At 59.7% G+C, this 16,275-nt stretch carries 15 protein-coding genes; 4 read left to right on the forward strand and 11 right to left on the reverse strand.

Going from position 1 to position 16,275, the window contains the following annotated elements:
• Window positions 1-567: 567 nt before the first annotated feature.
• Entirely contained in the window at window positions 568-714 is a 147-nt protein-coding gene (locus KGA97_RS26225; RefSeq protein WP_223437608.1) for a hypothetical protein, read from the reverse strand.
• Window positions 715-1,485: 771 nt separating this feature from the next.
• Here KGA97_RS26225 and KGA97_RS26230 point away from each other — a divergent pair.
• Together KGA97_RS26230 and KGA97_RS26235 are read left to right on the forward strand one after the other, a co-directional pair.
• Entirely contained in the window at window positions 1,486-2,175 is a 690-nt protein-coding gene (locus tag KGA97_RS26230) for an energy-coupling factor ABC transporter permease (protein WP_223481776.1), read from the forward strand.
• 64 nt (window positions 2,176-2,239) lie between these two features.
• Window positions 2,240-2,455: a hypothetical protein gene (locus KGA97_RS26235; RefSeq protein WP_008033212.1), complete on the forward strand. Its 216-nt coding sequence runs from the start codon at window positions 2,240-2,242 to the stop codon at window positions 2,453-2,455.
• An 8-nt stretch (window positions 2,456-2,463) separates the two neighbouring features.
• Here KGA97_RS26235 and yacG read toward each other — a convergent pair whose 3' ends face one another.
• From yacG to pilB, 5 genes are read right to left on the reverse strand one after another with little or no spacing between them, the layout of a single operon-like run.
• Complete coding sequence (gene yacG / locus KGA97_RS26240; RefSeq protein ID WP_008033210.1) at window positions 2,464-2,664, reverse strand: DNA gyrase inhibitor YacG; 201 nt, start codon at window positions 2,662-2,664, stop codon at window positions 2,464-2,466.
• Window positions 2,661-3,284 (reverse strand): dephospho-CoA kinase, encoded by a 624-nt coding sequence (coaE, locus tag KGA97_RS26245; protein WP_223414094.1) that lies wholly within the window; start codon window positions 3,282-3,284, stop codon window positions 2,661-2,663. The genes yacG and coaE overlap by 4 nt, the downstream gene beginning before the upstream one ends.
• Window positions 3,281-4,153 (reverse strand): prepilin peptidase, encoded by an 873-nt coding sequence (locus KGA97_RS26250; protein ID WP_008042845.1) that lies wholly within the window; start codon window positions 4,151-4,153, stop codon window positions 3,281-3,283. The genes coaE and KGA97_RS26250 overlap by 4 nt, the downstream gene beginning before the upstream one ends.
• 1 nt (window position 4,154) lies before the next feature.
• Window positions 4,155-5,372: a type II secretion system F family protein gene (locus KGA97_RS26255; protein WP_008042843.1), complete on the reverse strand. Its 1,218-nt coding sequence runs from the start codon at window positions 5,370-5,372 to the stop codon at window positions 4,155-4,157.
• A 2-nt stretch (window positions 5,373-5,374) separates the two neighbouring features.
• Window positions 5,375-7,075, reverse strand: a complete 1,701-nt coding sequence (pilB, locus tag KGA97_RS26260; RefSeq protein WP_223481777.1) for a type IV-A pilus assembly ATPase PilB — start codon at window positions 7,073-7,075, stop codon at window positions 5,375-5,377.
• Window positions 7,076-7,300: 225 nt separating this feature from the next.
• Here pilB and KGA97_RS26265 point away from each other — a divergent pair, with 225 nt between their 5' ends.
• Together KGA97_RS26265 and KGA97_RS26270 are read left to right on the forward strand one after the other, a co-directional pair.
• Window positions 7,301-7,717, forward strand: coding sequence for a pilin (locus KGA97_RS26265; RefSeq protein ID WP_008033203.1), 417 nt, complete (start codon window positions 7,301-7,303; stop codon window positions 7,715-7,717).
• Between the two features lie 327 nt (window positions 7,718-8,044).
• A complete protein-coding gene (locus KGA97_RS26270; protein ID WP_223481778.1) occupies window positions 8,045-8,398 on the forward strand; it encodes a BON domain-containing protein in 354 nt (117 codons plus the stop codon).
• A gap of 269 nt (window positions 8,399-8,667) precedes the next feature.
• Here the strand turns inward: KGA97_RS26270 and KGA97_RS26275 are convergent, their stop codons facing one another.
• The 5 genes from KGA97_RS26275 to acs all read right to left on the reverse strand — a co-directional run bounded on the left by KGA97_RS26275 (window position 8,668) and on the right by acs (window position 16,148).
• Window positions 8,668-8,964, reverse strand: a complete 297-nt coding sequence (locus KGA97_RS26275; protein WP_008033199.1) for a DUF2845 domain-containing protein — start codon at window positions 8,962-8,964, stop codon at window positions 8,668-8,670.
• Window positions 8,964-11,900 (reverse strand): DUF748 domain-containing protein, encoded by a 2,937-nt coding sequence (locus tag KGA97_RS26280; RefSeq protein WP_223481779.1) that lies wholly within the window; start codon window positions 11,898-11,900, stop codon window positions 8,964-8,966. The genes KGA97_RS26275 and KGA97_RS26280 overlap by 1 nt, the downstream gene beginning before the upstream one ends.
• A 105-nt stretch (window positions 11,901-12,005) precedes the next feature.
• Complete coding sequence (locus KGA97_RS26285) at window positions 12,006-13,022, reverse strand: class I SAM-dependent rRNA methyltransferase (RefSeq protein ID WP_008033195.1); 1,017 nt, start codon at window positions 13,020-13,022, stop codon at window positions 12,006-12,008.
• 160 nt (window positions 13,023-13,182) lie between these two features.
• On the reverse strand, window positions 13,183-14,055 hold the full coding sequence (locus tag KGA97_RS26290) for an oxygenase MpaB family protein (protein WP_008042829.1): 873 nt from the start codon (window positions 14,053-14,055) through the stop codon (window positions 13,183-13,185).
• Window positions 14,056-14,210: 155 nt separating this feature from the next.
• The gene (gene acs / locus KGA97_RS26295) at window positions 14,211-16,148 is read right to left on the reverse strand and encodes an acetate--CoA ligase (RefSeq protein WP_008042826.1); all 1,938 of its coding nucleotides are present in this window, start codon (window positions 16,146-16,148) and stop codon (window positions 14,211-14,213) included.
• Window positions 16,149-16,275 lie beyond the last annotated feature (127 nt).

The following is a 16,275-nucleotide window of genomic DNA, read 5'->3' on the forward strand; positions in this document are numbered from 1 at the left end:
CTCCGGTCCTGCTCCGTGGGCCCGCCGCGATCGGCCATCCCTGGCCGTGCGCGGCTAACCCGGCATCCATGCCGGGTTGCCCACTGCGCAGAACCTGCGCTCGGCCTCTCGAGGGGGCGACTACCGCCACAACCGCCGAGGCGGCCTGAAAGCCGACCTGGCTCTTCGGTCGTGCACGTGCTCTCGCATTGTGGTGGCCGCACTAATTTCGGACATTTACGCATTCCCCTGTAGGAGCCGGCTTGCTGGCGATGGCATCCGTCCAATCAATAAACAGGTGACTGATCCACCGCTATCGCCAGCAAGCCGGCTCCTACAGTTGATCGTATTCATCCAGACGCATCTGCATTGCCCTTGTAGGAGCCAGCTTGCTGGCGATGGCGTCCGTCCAGTCGAAAAACAGGGTGACTGACCCACCGCTATCGCCGGCAAGCCAGCTCCTACAGTTGATCGTATTTATCCAGACACATCTGCGTTTCCCTTGTAGGAGCCAGCTTGCTGGCGATGGCGTCCGTCCAGTCGAAAAGGAGGGTGACTAACCCACTGCTATCGCCGGCAAGCCGGCTCCTACAGTTGATCGTATTCATCCAGACGCATCTGCATTTCCCTTGTAGGAGCCAGCTTGCTGGCGATGGCGTCCGTCCAGTCGAAAAACAGGGTGACTGACCCACCGCTATCGCCGGCAAGCCAGCTCCTACAGTTGATCGTATTCATCCAGACGCATCTGCATTGCCCTTGTAGGAGCCAGCTTGCTGGCGATGGCTTCCGTCCAGTCGAAAAGGAGGGTAACTGACCCACCGCTATCGCCAGCAAGCCGGCTCCTACAGTTGATCGTATTTATCCAAACATATACGCATTTTCCCTGTAGGAGCCAGCTTGCTGGCGATGGCGTCCGTCCAGTCGAAAAGGAGGGTGACTGACCCACCGCTATCGCCAGCAAGCCGGCTCCTACAGTTGATCGTATTTATCCAAACACATCTGCATTGCCCTTGTAGGAGCCAGCTTGCTGGCGATGGCGTCCGTCCAGTCAACAAATATGTTGGATGACCCACCGCCATCGCCAGCAAGCCGGCTCCTACAGGGATCTGCGTTTGCTTTTGCTTTTCACCACTCATCAGGCCGAGCGTTAGCTCGCCTTCCGCTTTTGATCTGAGCGCCCCCTCGAGAGGCCGAGTGGAGGTTCTGCGCAGTGGGCAACCCGGCATGGATGCCGGGTTAGCCGCCCCCGGCCAGGGATGGCCGATGGCGGCGGGCCCACGGAGCAGGACCGGAGCGAGGGCATGGCGAGCATTAGCGAGCCACCGAACGAAAGGGGCAAGAGCCCTTGGTTACTTGGGGCTTTTCCAAGTGACTCGCCGTAAGGGCGAAACCAATAGCCGCCATCACCGCAAAAACGGATATGCCCCCCAACCAAAGACCAACCAAACACCGGTGTAAACTGATACCCCACCCTATTCCGGCAAAGACAAGGGAGCCCACCCAGCCATGATCGGCGCCGAGCTACTGTCCCCCGAAACCCTCACCGTCGGCTGGCTGATCTACATTCCAGCCCTGATCTGGGCCATCGCACGTACCCCGTGGGTCGAGCTGTTCAGCGACAGCCGCCGCCAGCATCTGTTGTTCGGCACCGTATTCGCGCTGTTCATGCTGTGGCTGGTACGACGGGATTTCGACACCGGTGTGTCCTATCACTTCATCGGCATGACCGCAGTAACCCTGCTCCTGGACTGGCCCCTGGCGATCGTCGGCGGACTGGTCGCACAAGCAGGCCTGGTAATGCTCGGACGCCAGGACCTCGCCGCCGTCGGCGTGAACGGCGCCTTGTTGATTCTGCTGCCCGTGCTGGTCACCGAGTGCTGCGCAATCCTGGTCGAGCGCGCGCAGCCGCGTAATCCCTTCGTGTATATCTTCGTTTCCGGTTTCTTCGCAGCGGCGCTGTCGGCCTTGCTGTGCCTGCTGCTGGCCCTGTGGCTGCTGTGGTTCAACGAGCTGTTCGTCATGCCTTACTGGCTGGAAGATTTTGTCGGTTACCTGTGGCTGATCATCTTTCCCGAAGCCTTCATCAACGGCATGGTCGTCAGCGCGCTGGTGGTGTTCAGCCCCGAATGGCTGGAGACCTTCAACCGCACACGCTATCTTTCGGCACCCTGGAAGGACGACGATCCGAAATCTTGATCCACATCAAATCCAAAAAACGTCGACGAATCCATGCTCCGAAAAACCTTCAGGAGCATCGAAAATGAGTGTCTACGAATGGGCAAGGCAGGAGTTGCGCCACAGTCTGGATGCAGCGCAGGAAGTCGGGTTTGATCCGGGGTTGAGCCTGCGCGCCCTGCTCAGCGCGGTGGTGCAGCAGAGCAAGGCCGTGCGCAGTGTCGAGGATCTGGCCGATGAGTTGCAGTTTCTCGCCGAGAACCTCGATGACGGTCAGGACTACGGCTTCATGCGGCCCTGAACCGTCACTTAGTGACGCGGGTCGAAATCACCACTGAACAACTCGTCCTCGGCATCGGGTGCCACTGGAATCTTGTGCTCTTCCGATGCCCACGCCCCCAGGTCGATCAGTTTGCAGCGGTCCGAACAGAAAGGCCGGAATGTGCTTTCCGGGGTCCATTCCACAGGGGCGCCGCAGGTTGGGCATTCGACGGTTGGGATCTGGCTCATGACTGGCCTCCACGCAATGTAAGGTAAAAGTGATGCAGGCGTTCGACCTCGCTGTGCAGCCAGGCGAGGTCGCGGTCGTTGACCACCACATCGTCGGCATGGCTCACGCGATCCTGGCGACTGGATTGCGCCTTGAGAATCGCCTGGACCTGTTGTTCGCTGGTCTGGTCACGCTGCAGGGTGCGTTCGATCTGTAGTTGTTCGGGCGCATCGATCACCAGCACTCGCTGGGTCATGGCGTACTGCCCGGACTCGATCAGCAACGGCGAAACCAGAATCGCGTAAGGCGATTGTGCCTTGCCCAGGTGATCGGCGATTTCCCTGGCGATCAGCGGATGCAAAAGCGCCTCGAGCCAGAGGCGTTGCTCAGGCACTTCGAAGATCAGTTTGCGCAACGCTGCGCGATCCAGTTGCCCGTCGGCTTGCAACACGCCGGGGCCAAAATGTTCGGCGATCTGTGCCAGCGCCGGGCGACCCGGTTCCACCACCCAGCGCGCCGCATGATCGGCATCGACCACGTGCACGCCCAGGTCGATGAAGTGCTGGGCGGCCGCGCTTTTGCCGCTGCCGATGCCGCCGGTCAGGCCGAGAATCCAGGGTTTTTCCACAGGGGTATTCATTTCAAACCGACAAACTGCCAATAGAAGCCGGTTATTTGACCACCCCAGAGCAATGCAATCCAGCCGGCAATCGCCAGATAGGGACCGAAGGGGATCGGGGTCGAGGTTTTCGCATTGCGCAGGCTCAGCAAAATCATGCCGATAATCGCGCCCACCAGGGACGACAGCAGAATGGTCAGCGGCAAAATCTGCCAGCCGCCCCAGGCGCCCAGCATGGCCAACAGCTTGAAATCGCCGTGGCCGATGCCTTCCTTGCCGGTGATCAGCTTGAACAGCCAGAACACCGACCACAGCGCCATGTAGCCCGCAATTGCACCCCACAGCGCCTCGTGCAACGGCACGAACAATCCGAAGCTGTTGACGACCAGTCCCAGCCACATCAGCGGTAGCACCAGCACATCCGGCAAAAGTTGATGCTCGGCGTCGATCAGGCTCATGGCCAACAGGCCCCAGCTCAGGACCAGCACCATCACGGCTTGCCAGCCGAAACCGAAATGCCAGGCAATGAACGCCGACAGCAGGCCGCAGGCCAGTTCGGTCAAGGGGTAGCGTTTGCTGATGGGCGTTGCGCAGCTTGAGCATCGTCCACGTAAAAACACGTAACTGAGTAGCGGGATGTTTTCCCAGGCGCGAATCCGGTGCCCACAATGCGGGCACTCGGAGTGGGGCAGCATCAGGTTGTAGGTCGCCGGCGGTGTTTCGCCAGGCAAACCGAGAATGTCCCGGGCCTGCAATTGCCACTCACGCTCGAGCATTTTCGGCAGGCGCCAGATCACCACATTGAGGAAGCTGCCGACCAGCAAGCCGACCAGCAGTGCAATGACGACAAACGCCAACGGGTACACGGTCAGGATTTCGTTCAAGGGCATGTCAGATCGCATTGCCGAGTTGGAAAATGGGCAGGTACATCGCAACCACCAGGCCGCCGACGATAACACCCAGCACCACCATGATGAATGGCTCCATCAGGCTGGTGAGATTGTCGACCATATTGTCGACTTCCGCCTCATAGAAACTGGCGACCTTGTCGAGCATGTCGTCCAGTGCGCCGGACTCTTCGCCAATGGCCGTCATCTGGATCGCCATGTTCGGAAAGACGCCGGCGGTGCGCATGGAGAAATTCAGCTGCATCCCCGTCGAAACGTCCTGCTTGATACGCAGCACCGCCCGCTTGAACACGATGTTGCCGGTCGCGCCCGCCACTGACTCCAGCGCCTCGACCAGCGGCACACCCGCTGCGAAAGTGGTCGACAGCGTACGGGCGTAACGGGCCACGGCGGACTTGTACATCAATGCGCCAATCAACGGCAGTTTCAGCAGCCAGGTGTCTGTCCGGTCCCGAAAGCCTTGCGATGTCTTGAAGGCGTGGCGCACACCGAATATCGCCGCGATCAGCACGCCAAGCATCAGCCACCACCAATCCTGCATGAACTGCGACAGGCCGATGACCATCACCGTGAACGCCGGCAGTTGCGCACCAAAGCCTTTGAACACCGACTCGAACTGCGGCACCACCTTGACCAGCAGAATCCCGGTGACGATGATCGCGACGACCACCACCGCCAGCGGATAAGTCATGGCTTTCTTGATCTTGGCCTTGAGGCTTTCGCTCTTTTCCTTGTAGGTCGCGACCCGCTCCAACAGGGTGTCCAGCGCGCCGGCCTGTTCGCCGGCATCCACCAGATTGCAGTAGAGCTCATCAAAATACTGCGGCTTTTTGCGCAGGGCTGCCGCGAAGCTGTTACCCGCCGCGACTTCCTGTTTCACCTCGTCCACCAGTTTGCGCATGGCCGGGTTTTCGAAGCCTTCGCCGATGATGTCGAACGACTGCAACAGCGGTACGCCGGCTTTCATCATGGTCGCCATCTGCCGGGTGAACAGGGCAATGTCATTCGCCTTGATGCGTTGGCCGAGGCTGAAAAACGAGGCGGATTTCTTGCGCACCTTGCCGGGGTTGATGCCTTGCTTGCGCAGTTGCGCCTTGATCAGCGCCGGGTTCTGAGCGCTGAGTTCGCCGGTTATTTTCGTACCTTTTTTGTCGGTGCCTTCCCAGGCGTACACACTGATTTTCGCTGCTTTGACCGCCATGTTCAGTCCTTGGTGACCCGGTTGATTTCTTCAAGGCTGGTGATGCCTTGCATGGCCTTGATCAGCCCGGAAGTACGCAGGTCGTTGAAGCCGTCCTTGCGCATCTGGATATCGATTTCCAGCGAGTTGCCTTCGGCCATGATCAGCCGTTGCAGGCCTGCTGTGTTCTTCACCACTTCATAAATCCCCACGCGCCCCTTGTAGCCGCCGTTGCACTGATCGCAACCGACCGGCTCATAGATCGTGAATGCGCCAATCCGTTCCTCTGGGAAGCCTTCCTTGATCAATGCCTCGCGGGGAATATCGATGGGCTTCTTGCACTGGCTGCACAGTTTGCGCGCCAGGCGCTGGGCGATGATCAGGCTGACGGACGTCGCGATGTTGAACCCCTGAATGCCCATGTTGTGCAGGCGGGTCAGGGTTTCAGCGGCGCTGTTGGTGTGCAGGGTCGACAGCACCAGATGCCCGGTCTGGGCGGCCTTGATGGCAATTTCGGCGGTTTCCAGGTCGCGGATCTCGCCGACCATGATCACGTCCGGGTCCTGCCGCAAAAATGAACGCAGCGCCTGGGCAAAACCCAGTCCCTGCTTGGCGTTGACGTTGACCTGGTTGATGCCTTCCATGTTGATCTCGACCGGGTCTTCGGCGGTGGAGATGTTGATGTCCACGGTGTTGAGTATGTTCAGGCCGGTGTAGAGCGACACGGTCTTGCCCGACCCCGTGGGGCCCGTCACCAGAATCATCCCTTGCGGCTGCTTCAGCGCGGCCATGTAGAGGTCTTTCTGGTCCGGCTCGTAGCCGAGGGCGTCGATGCCCATTTGCGCGCTGGATGGGTCGAGGATCCGGATCACCACTTTCTCGCCCCACAGGGTCGGCAGGGTGTTGACCCGGAAGTCGATGGACTTGCTCTTCGACAGGCGCATCTTGATCCGCCCGTCCTGGGGTTTGCGCCGCTCGGAGATGTCGAGGCTGGCCATGACTTTCAGGCGGGCGGCGATGCGGTTGGCCAGTTGAATCGGCGGCTTGGCGACTTCACGCAGCATGCCGTCGGTGCGCATCCGCACGCGGTAGGTTTTTTCGTAGGGCTCGAAATGCAGGTCGGAAGAGCCACTCCTGATCGCGTCCAGCAGCATCTTGTGAACGAAGCGCACCACCGGCGCGTCGTCGGCATCCTGCCCGGCGATGGCGTCCTGTTGGTGGTCATCGACCGACTCGATGTCCATGCCATCGAGGTCGACGTCGGCCATGTCTTCCAGTCCACTGGCATGGCTGTCGAAGAACTTCTCGATGGCATCGCTGAGCTTGTCGTCCTCCACCAGGATGGCTTCGGTGTTCAGCCCGGTGCTGAACTGGATGTCGTTGATGGCCTGGTGATTGGTCGGGTCGCTAACCCCCACGAACAACTTGTTGCCACGCCGCCAGAGGGGCAGGGCGTGGTGCTGGCGAACCAGTTTTTCGCTGACCAGGCCCTTGGGTTGGGTTTCCTTGTCCAGGCAGTTGAGGTCGAGCAGTGCCATGCCGAAATGCTCCGAGGCGATCTCGGCGACCTGGCGGCTTTTCACCAGTTTGTTCTGCACCAGATAACTGACCAGGGAGATTTTATGACGTTGGGCTTGCTGATACGCCTGTTGCGCGCTTTGGTCGGTGAGCAGCTCGGCAAGCACCAATTGCTTGGCCAGACCGCTAAGGGCGATGTCATTCATGGGGATACCGGACGCAGACAGTTCATGACTTATAGCCTAGTCAACCGATGGCGCCAAACCAGCGCTGCTCTGGTGACAAAAAGTGTCAGATAGTGCGGATCCTGAGGGCAGGACAAGGCCTTGCGTCGTTCTCGCGCCCCGCTAACAGGGGGCAACGGGCTTGGCATGGGCTGTGCTGAGACTGGTTCAGATCATGAGATTTCGACTCATGCATGGAGCTTGTCTATGAGTGCTCAGAAAGGTTTTACGCTTATCGAATTGTTGATCGTGGTGGCGATCATCGGGATTCTAGCGACGTTTGCGTTGCCGGCTTACTCGAAGTATCAGGCCCGGGCGAAAGTGACGGCGGGGTTGGCGGAGATTTCAGCGTTGAAGGTTTCGTTTGAAGACCTGATGAATGCCGGCACTGCAGAACCCACCACACTGACGGGCGCCGGCACGACGACGCAGAACTGTGCAATTGCTGTCACCGGCACGGTTGCCTCAGGCGCTGGCACCATTGTCTGCACGCTGCAGAAAGCACCGGCCCCTGTGGCAGGTAAAACCATCACGCTGACTCGCAGCGCCACTGCAGGCTGGTCATGCGCGACCGGCGTGACTGCCGATTACGCACCGCCTGGTTGCACAGCCTCGGCAACTTAATGCTGAAAACGGGTAGATAGAAGAATGCCCCATCGTCGGATGGGGCATTTTTTGGGGAAAAAACGCCAAGTTCGCTGCGCTTTTTGGTGAGATTTGGAAAACCTCACAAATTCATGGCCTTAGGCCCACGTTAAAACCTGCAACTTGCATGTAGAGAATGTCGAAGTCATGCAATTTGCATGATTCTGAAAATCAGTCGATTTTTTAAGTTGTTGATTTATAAGGGGTTAGTAACTGTTTCAAAGTTGGCACAGCGTTCGCACTATACCCAGTAACCCTGCTGACAAGACACGCAGCAGACTTTATGAAAAAACAGGAGTTACTCGTATGAAGAAGTTCGCTATCGCTGCCGCTACTGCTACCGCGCTGACCCTGACCATGGCCAACGCTGCATTCGCTCAAACCCAGGCTACCCAAGCCCCAATGGTGCTGGCTGCCGGTGAAGTGACCAAGGCTAAAGAAGCCACTTCCGATACCTGGATCACCACCAAAGTCAAAGCTGACCTGGTGACCGAAAAAGGCATTCCTGGTACCGATATCAAGGTTGAAACCAACAAAGGTGTTGTATCCCTGTCGTCCACCGTTGCGGTGACTGACGCTCAGAAAGCCACCGCCGTGGCCATCGCCAAGAAAATCAAAGGCGTCCAGGCGGTCTCCGCTGACGGCCTGAAAGCCGAGTAAGGCAAGACTTCTCGCCTGAACGGGAGAAGGCGCGGTAGACGAGCCGAGTCATGCGTCTGCCGCAACTTGAGAGTTCATGCGACGGCTACAAGGAAGTGGCCATTACAGGCCCCTGACATTCGTGTCCGGGGCCTGTTCTATTCCGGGCCACCACAAAACCCATGTGGGAGCGAGCCTGCTCGCGATGAGGCCATAACATTCAACATCTTTGCTGACTGTTACACCGCTATCGCGAGCAGGCTCGCTCCCACATGGGTTATAGGGTGTATTCAGTTTCCGCGTTTGCTGGTGATCTGCTTCAAGCGATTGCCTTCAAACCGCAGGTATTGATACATCCCGCCGTTGGGCCCGTAGGTCCATTCCTCGACCTGGAATTCTTCCCGACGGTTGGCGCTGCGCTTGTACCCCAACAGGTCTCGACTGACCGGCTCTCCACATTTCTGCAGTACCTCGCTGGACCGGTCGCCGACGCTGACCAACTGACTGCCGCAGCGCAGGGTATCGGCGGCCGAGGCCTGACTGGCCGCCATTGCCAGTGTCAGGCTGATCAGCAACCGACTGATCATCACTCGGCATCCAGGTGCAACGGCGTTACCACCCGGCCGTCACTTTCGGCTTCGCCGAGGCTGGCATCGATGAAGTACACGCGGTCATCGGCCAACTGACCCTTGTCGACCAGATAGTCCTTGATGCTGCTGGCGCGATCCTGGCCCAGCTGGCGCAAGAGCACGTCGCTGGTGCTCCAGAACTTGATCACGTCTGCGCGCATTTTGGCGGTGCGTTCTTCCTTGCCCAAATCCTTCCATTCGGCGGGTGGCTGGGTTTTCAGGCGGGTGCGGTAGATGCCTTCCAGCAGCGGGCCTTTCTCGCCGTCCGGTACTTGCAGCAACGAGGCCTGCGCCGGCACCTTGTCGCCGCGACGCTGGAGCATTTTGTAGTAGTTGTACTGGTATTCCCGTTCCAGGCGTTGCTCGGCGATCAGCGGGCCATCGCTGCTGGCGGCAGCGGTGCCTTCGATCTCCAGGCGCAGGGCCGGACGTTCCTTGAGTGCATTGGACAGTTTGACCAGCGAACCCTCGGCGTCCTTGCTCAGATCGCTCGAGCCCGGCGCGAACGACACCGTACCCAGGTCTTCCGAACCACCACTGACCAGCCCGCCAATCATTTTGAACGGTGCGGCGGCGGCTTTGACGATCAGGTTGCGCAGGGTCTGCCAGACAATCGGCATGACGCTGAACTGCGGATTGTTGAGGTCGCCGCTCACTGGCAGCTCGATGGAAATCTTGCCGTCGACGTCCTTGAGCAGGGCAATCGCCAGTTTCAGCGGCAGGCTGACAGCGTCGGGGCTGTCGACCTTTTCACCCAGTTGCAATTGCTCGACCACCACTTTGTTTTCAGCCTTGAGCTGGCCTTTGGTAATCAGGTAATGCAAGTCGAGGTTGAGTCGGCCCTTGCGGATACGGTAGCCGGCGAACTTGCCGGAGTAGGGCGTCAGCGTGGTCAGTTCCACCCGTTTGAAACTGGTGGCGATGTCGAGGCTGGCCATCGGGTCGAACGGGTTGACCGAACCTTTGATGGTCACCGGCGCGTAACGATCGACCTTGCCCTTGATGTCGACGGTCGCCGGTTTCGCCTGACGGCTGTCGATGGTGCCGATCTGGCCGTTGAGCTGTTGCACGGCGGTGGCGAAGTTCGGGGTCAGGCTGAAGTCGGCGAAGTTGGCCGAACCGTCATTGATGGCAATGCCGCCGATGTGGATGCCCAGCGGCTTGTCCTGGCTGACGGGTTTGGCCGCAGCGGTTTTGGCGCCGGAATCGGGCGGTTGCGGGATCAGCAGGTCATCGATGTTGGTGGTGCGGTCATCGTTGATCATGAAACGCACGTAGGGCTGGAACAGGTTGACCTTGTCGATGGACAGGCTGTCGCCGTGCTGATAATTCAGGCCTTCGACCACCACCTGCTGCCACTTGAGAAAGTCGCGGGTTTTCAGGGTGTCGAGGGTGTGCAGTTGATCGATCTGCGCCCGTCCTGTGACGCTGAACGCCAACGGCTCGGTGCTTTTCAGGTTGACCGCCAGATCGCTGCCGAGCATGCCGCTGCGCAGTTCAAGGCGAATGAACGGGGTGATGTAGGACTGGGCGACCCGCAGGTCGATGTCCTTGGTCTGTACGTTCAATTTAGCGCTGACGGGAGCGAGATTGACCTCGCCCTCGGCGGTGATCTTGCCTTGCTTGCCCACCCCGGTGTCGAGCTTGAGGGTAAAAGGCGAGCCATTGAGGCTGTCGAAATTTTGCAGGTCCAGGTTCAGCGGGTTCAAATCCAGCGTCACGGCGGGTTGCGCTTTGCGGTCAGCCAGGTGCACCTGGTAATTGCGCAACTGCACATCTTTCAACAGCACTTGCCAAGGTTTGCTCGGCGGCGTCGGTTCTGGCTTTGGCGAGTCGGCGGCCGCTGGCGTGCTGGCCGGCTCGGCTTTGGCCTTGGCGGCGGCCTTGGACGGTTGGCTGGCGAACAGCTTCTGCCAGTCGAGTTGCCCGTCGGCTTCCAGTGCCGCCCAGGTTTCCAGTTTGTTGCTGCGGATCTTGCCGACGACAACTTGCTGCTTGGCCAGGTCGACCGTGGTTTCAGTCACGTCCAGGCGTTCAAGTTTCGCCAGTGGCCGACCGTCCGGAGCCTTGATGGCGAAGGGCGCCACGCTCACTGCGACGTTGTTCAGCAGCAGCTCGGTTTCCTTGGACAGGTTGAGTTTGTAGTCGGTGCTCAGGTTCAGCACGCCGTTTTCCAGCACCAGTGGCAGCGCGTCACGCACATAGGGCCAAAAGGTTTTCATCTGTCCGTCGGTGATTTTCAGCTTACCTTCGGAGGCGATCGGGATGAGGCTGAAGTTACCGGTCCAGTCGATCTGCCCACCGTTCGGGCCGATGGCCACAAGGGTCATGTCGGCATTGTCATCGGGCAGAGTGCTGAGGTTGTTCAGCTCGAAATCGAGTTTGTCGTAGAGGAACTCGATGGCTTCGCTGGGACGGTCATCCTTGAAGTGCACGGCACCGCCGACCAGTTTGATCCGCTCTACGCGCAACGGAAACGGTTTGGCGTCCGGGTCGGCCGGCGTCGGCTCGCTCGCCGGCAGTTTGAACAGACCAAGCAAATTGAGTTTGCCGTCCTTGCCGAAAAGGATTTCGGTCTTCGGCTTGTCCAGTTCGATATCGGACAGGTGCAGCGCCTTGGTCCAGAGGCTGTCGATCTGCAGGTTGGCGTAAAGCCGTTCGAAACCGACCTGTTCCTTGCCCGGTTCGCCGATGATCAGGCCCCACAGGGTGACTTCCAGGCTGAACGGGTTGAGTTCGATTCGCTGAATAGTGGCGGGCGTCGTCGCGTAGTTGGCCAGTTGCTGGTTGGCTACCCGCAATGCGATGCCCGGTAAAATCAGAAACCCCAGCAGGCTGTAGAGGGCCAGAGCAGTCAACAAGGCGCCGATAGCGCGGATCAATCCTTTGGGCATGTGCGGCTTCATCTGTCTGAATCGGAGTGCCTTGGAGTATGGCACGCCAATCCGGTTCCGAAGTAATCGCTCAGCTCAGGATTTTTCAGATTTATCTGATGTGATTCAGAGCTGCAGGATCAGTGTTTTCAGCGGCGGTTGTTGATCCATGGACGGGAAATCGGCGCCCGGTTTCATCACCGTCCATTCGCGCACCGGGCGGCCGGCCTTCTCGGCGCAGCGCAAAACCTGTTCGCGCCAGTCGTCCATGCTGACTTTTGCCAGGTTGTTGCAGCAGATCAGCACGCCATTGTCGGCGGTGGTCAGCAGCGCGGGCTTGAGCAGGCTCTGGTAGTCGCGCAGCAGGTCGACGGTACCGAAAGCGCTCTTGGCCCAGGCCGGTGGGTCCAGCAAAACCAGATCGTATTGACGTTGTTCCAGGCGTTGATAGCTCGGCAGTTTCTGCCCGCGACGCTGGCTGATGGGCAGGCCGGCGAGTTGGCGAATGGCCGGGAAATAATCGGACTGGATGAATTGCATGGTCGGCAATTGCGGATTGAGCAGACCGTTTTCGCGACCGACCGCCAGATTACCCTCGGCGAAGTCCAGGTTGCACACCTCGCTCGCGCCACCGGCCGCAGCGCTCAGGCCGACGCCGCAGGTGTAGGCAAACAGGTTCAGCACGCTTTTGTTCTTGCTGTGATCCTTGACCCAGCCGCGGGTGTTGCGCAGGTCGAGAAACAGCAATGGATCCTGGCCGGCGTGGCGGCCGCGAACCCGGTAATTCAGGCCCCATTCGTGACCGACCAAGTCTTGCAGGGCGGCTTCGTCGGCGCGGTAGACCGTGTCTTCACGGTCGATGCGCGAGTTGCCCCGGGAGCGGTCGTTGTAGACCAGCAGGGTGTCGAGTCCCAGATGTTGGTTGATCGTTTCATGCACTTGCAGCAGGGCGTCGCGCTCCAGCGCCTGATGAAAGCTCTGCACCAACAATTGTGGGCCGTAGCGGTCGATGGTCAGGCCGCCGGCGCCTTCCTGGCTGCCGTGGAACAGGCGATAGCAATCGGTGCCTTGCTGATGCAGTTCGGCAAGCAGGTCCTGGCGATGTTCGAGGGCGGCGCACAGCGCCTGATTCAAGGAAGACATGCTGGGCGCCTTGCAGGGGAGGGAATTTGGCGCGGGAGTTTAACAGCTTGAGCGACAGAGGACCCGTAGGAGCGAGGCTTGCCCGCGAAGAATGCCGCACGGTCTGGCGGATACACTGCGTTATCGTTCTTCGCGGGCAAGCCTCGCTCCTACAAGGGGATCAGGTTGGTAGTCCCATCCGTCGCTTCGCCCGATGCACCGAGCCATTACGCACGGCCCAGCGCAGCATCGGTGCGCTGCGGTTGACGCTGGCGCGGATCAGTTTGCGTTGCAGGGCACTTTGGCGCACGCCGAGCATGTCGCTGGCCCAATCCGGCAGCAGGTCAATGCCTGCCTGCATCATCAACCCACCGAACGGCTTGGCCAGACGGCTCGGGGAGGGTGCGTTCAACAACAGTCGCAACACCTCGCGACTGCGCTCGTCGCACAGCAATTGCGGACGAATGCGCTCAAGGTATTCGGCCGTTTCCTGTCGCGAACGCGGTACGTCGCGTGCGCCCAGGCGCTCGGCGACCAAGGCGATTTCATCGTAGTAACGGTCCTGATCGGCCAGCGAAAGGTGTGGGTTGCGATAACGCAAATGCGCCGCGAGGAAGTTGCTGACTTCGGCCACGTGCACCCAGGTGAGCAGATCTGGATCACTGGCGGCGTAAGGCCGGCCATCCGGCGCGGTGCCGGTCACTTGCAGGTGGATGGTGCGGACTTTCTCGATCAGCCAGTCAGCATCTTTACGCGAGCCGAAGGTGGTGCCGGAAATGAACTGCCCGGTGCGGCGCAGGCGACCGAGCATGTCCTCGCGAAAGTTCGAATGGTCCCAGACCCCGGCCAGCGCCAAGGGGTGCAGGGCTTGCAGCATCAACGCGCTGATGCCGCCGATGAGCATGCTGCTGAAGTCGCCGTGGACTTGCCAACTGACCGAATCAGGGCCGAACAGGCCGGGATCACCCTTGGGGTTTTCCAGGTCGAGCTTGCCGAGGGACAGGCCGGTGAGGCTCATGACCTGGGTTTCGATGCGGCTGCGGATGAATTCCATGGCGACTCATTGCTGAAAAAAAAGATCTGGCATCACACATTACCCCTGTAGGAGCCGGCTTGCCGGCGATAGCGGCCTATCAATCGACAAAAATGTTGAATGACACACTGCTATCGCCGGCAAGCCGGCTCCTACAAGGGCAAGGCGTGCACACGTTATTGGTTCAGGCGTTTATCGACCAGATCCTGAACCACGCTAGGATCGGCCAACGTCGAGGTGTCGCCCAGGCTGTCCAGTTCATTGCAGGCGATCTTGCGCAGAATCCGTCGCATGATCTTGCCCGAACGGGTTTTCGGCAAGGCCGGGGCCCACTGGATCAGGTCCGGTTTGGCAAAGCTGCCGATTTCCTTGCTGACGTGGGCCAGCAATTCCTTCTTCAGTTCATCGGTGGGGTCGGTACCGTTCATGGGCGTGACAAAGGCATAAATACCCTGGCCTTTGACGTCGTGAGGGTAACCGACCACCGCTGCTTCGGCGATGCTGTCGTGCAGCACCAGGGCGCTTTCCACTTCGGCGGTGCCGATGCGGTGGCCGGAAACGTTGATCACGTCGTCAATGCGCCCGGTGATCCAGTAGTCGCCGTCCTCGTCGCGCCGCGCGCCGTCGCCGGTGAAATAGTAGCCAGGGTAAGGTTTGAAATAGGTGTCGACCATCCGTTGCGGGTCGCCGTAGACACTGCGGATCTGCGCCGGCCAGCTGGATTTGATCGCCAGAACGCCGCTGCCGGCGCCTTTGATTTCCTTGCCCACTTCGTCGAGCAACACCGGCTGCACCCCGAACATCGGTTGCGTGGCGCAGCCGGGTTTGATCCGCTGTGCGCTCACCAGCGGGCTGAGCATGATGCCGCCGGTTTCGGTCTGCCACCAGGTGTCAACGATCGGGCAACGCTGTTCGCCGACGACGTTGAAATACCAATCCCACGCTTCCGGGTTGATCGGCTCACCGACGCTGCCGAGTAATCTGAGGCTCGCGCGGGACGTTTCTTTCAGCGGTTCGGGGCCTTCGCGCATCAGCGAGCGCAGGGCGGTGGGGGCAGTGTAGAAGATGTTCACGTGGTGCTTGTCGATCACCTGCCAGAAGCGCGAGCTGCTCGGGTAGCTCGGCACACCTTCGAAGATCAGCGTGGTCGCGCCGTTGGCCAGCGGGCCGTAGACGATGTAACTGTGGCCGGTAACCCAGCCGACATCGGCGGTGCACCAGAAGACTTCGTTGTCGCGGTAGTCGAGCACGTATTTGAAGGTCATCGCTGCTTGCAGCAGATAACCGCCGGTGGTGTGCAACACGCCTTTGGGTTTGCCGGTGCTGCCGGAGGTGTAGAGGATGAACAGCGGGTCTTCGGCGTCCATGGGTTCCGGCGGGCAATTGTCGTCGACGTCGCGCAGGGCCTGGTGATACCAGAGGTCTCGGCCTTCGACCCAGTCGACATCGCCCTGGGTGCGCTCGACCACGATCACGGTGCTGACGTTCGGGCAACTTTTCAGCGCCTGGTCGACTTTCTGCTTGAGCTGTACGAATTTGCCGCCGCGCACGCCTTCATCGGCGGTGATCACGGTGCGGCAGTCGGCATCGAGAATGCGGTCGCGCACCGAGTCCGGGGAGAAACCGCCAAACACCACCGAATGCACCGCACCGATTCGCGTGCAGGCGAGCATGGCGTAGGCGGCTTCGGGGATCATCGGCATGTAAATGCACACGCGGTCGCCTTTCTTCACGCCACGGTTTTTGAGCACATTGGCCAGGCGGCAGACGTTGTGATGCAGTTTTTTGTAAGTGATCTGGGCCGATTCGGCGGGGTCATCGCCTTCCCAGAGGATTGCGATCTGATCGCCGCGTTTTTCCAGGTGGCGGTCGATGCAGTTGTAGCTGACGTTTAATTTTCCGCCGGCAAACCAGCTGGCTTCGCCGGTTTTCAGGTCATAGCGCTGGACGGTTTTCCACGGTGTGCTCCAGTCGAGGAAGCGTGTGGCCTGTTCAGCCCAGAATTCACTGGGGTGCTCGATGGATTGACGGTACAGGCGCTTGTAGTCGTCTTGACTGAGGTGTGCGGCCCGGCGGACGGCATCGGCTTTGGGGAACGTGCTGATATCGAACATGACGGTTCCTTCTTCTTGTTTTTGCGACAAGAGGGGAGCTACGCGACCCTCGTAGGAGCCGGCTTGCTGGCGATAGCGGCGTATCAGTCGACAAAAATGTTGAATGACACACCGCTATCGCCAGCAA

The sequence above is a fragment of the Pseudomonas sp. BF-B-15 genome, assembly GCF_019946675.1.
GTDB classification, from domain to species: Bacteria; Pseudomonadota; Gammaproteobacteria; order Pseudomonadales; family Pseudomonadaceae; genus Aquipseudomonas; species Aquipseudomonas migulae.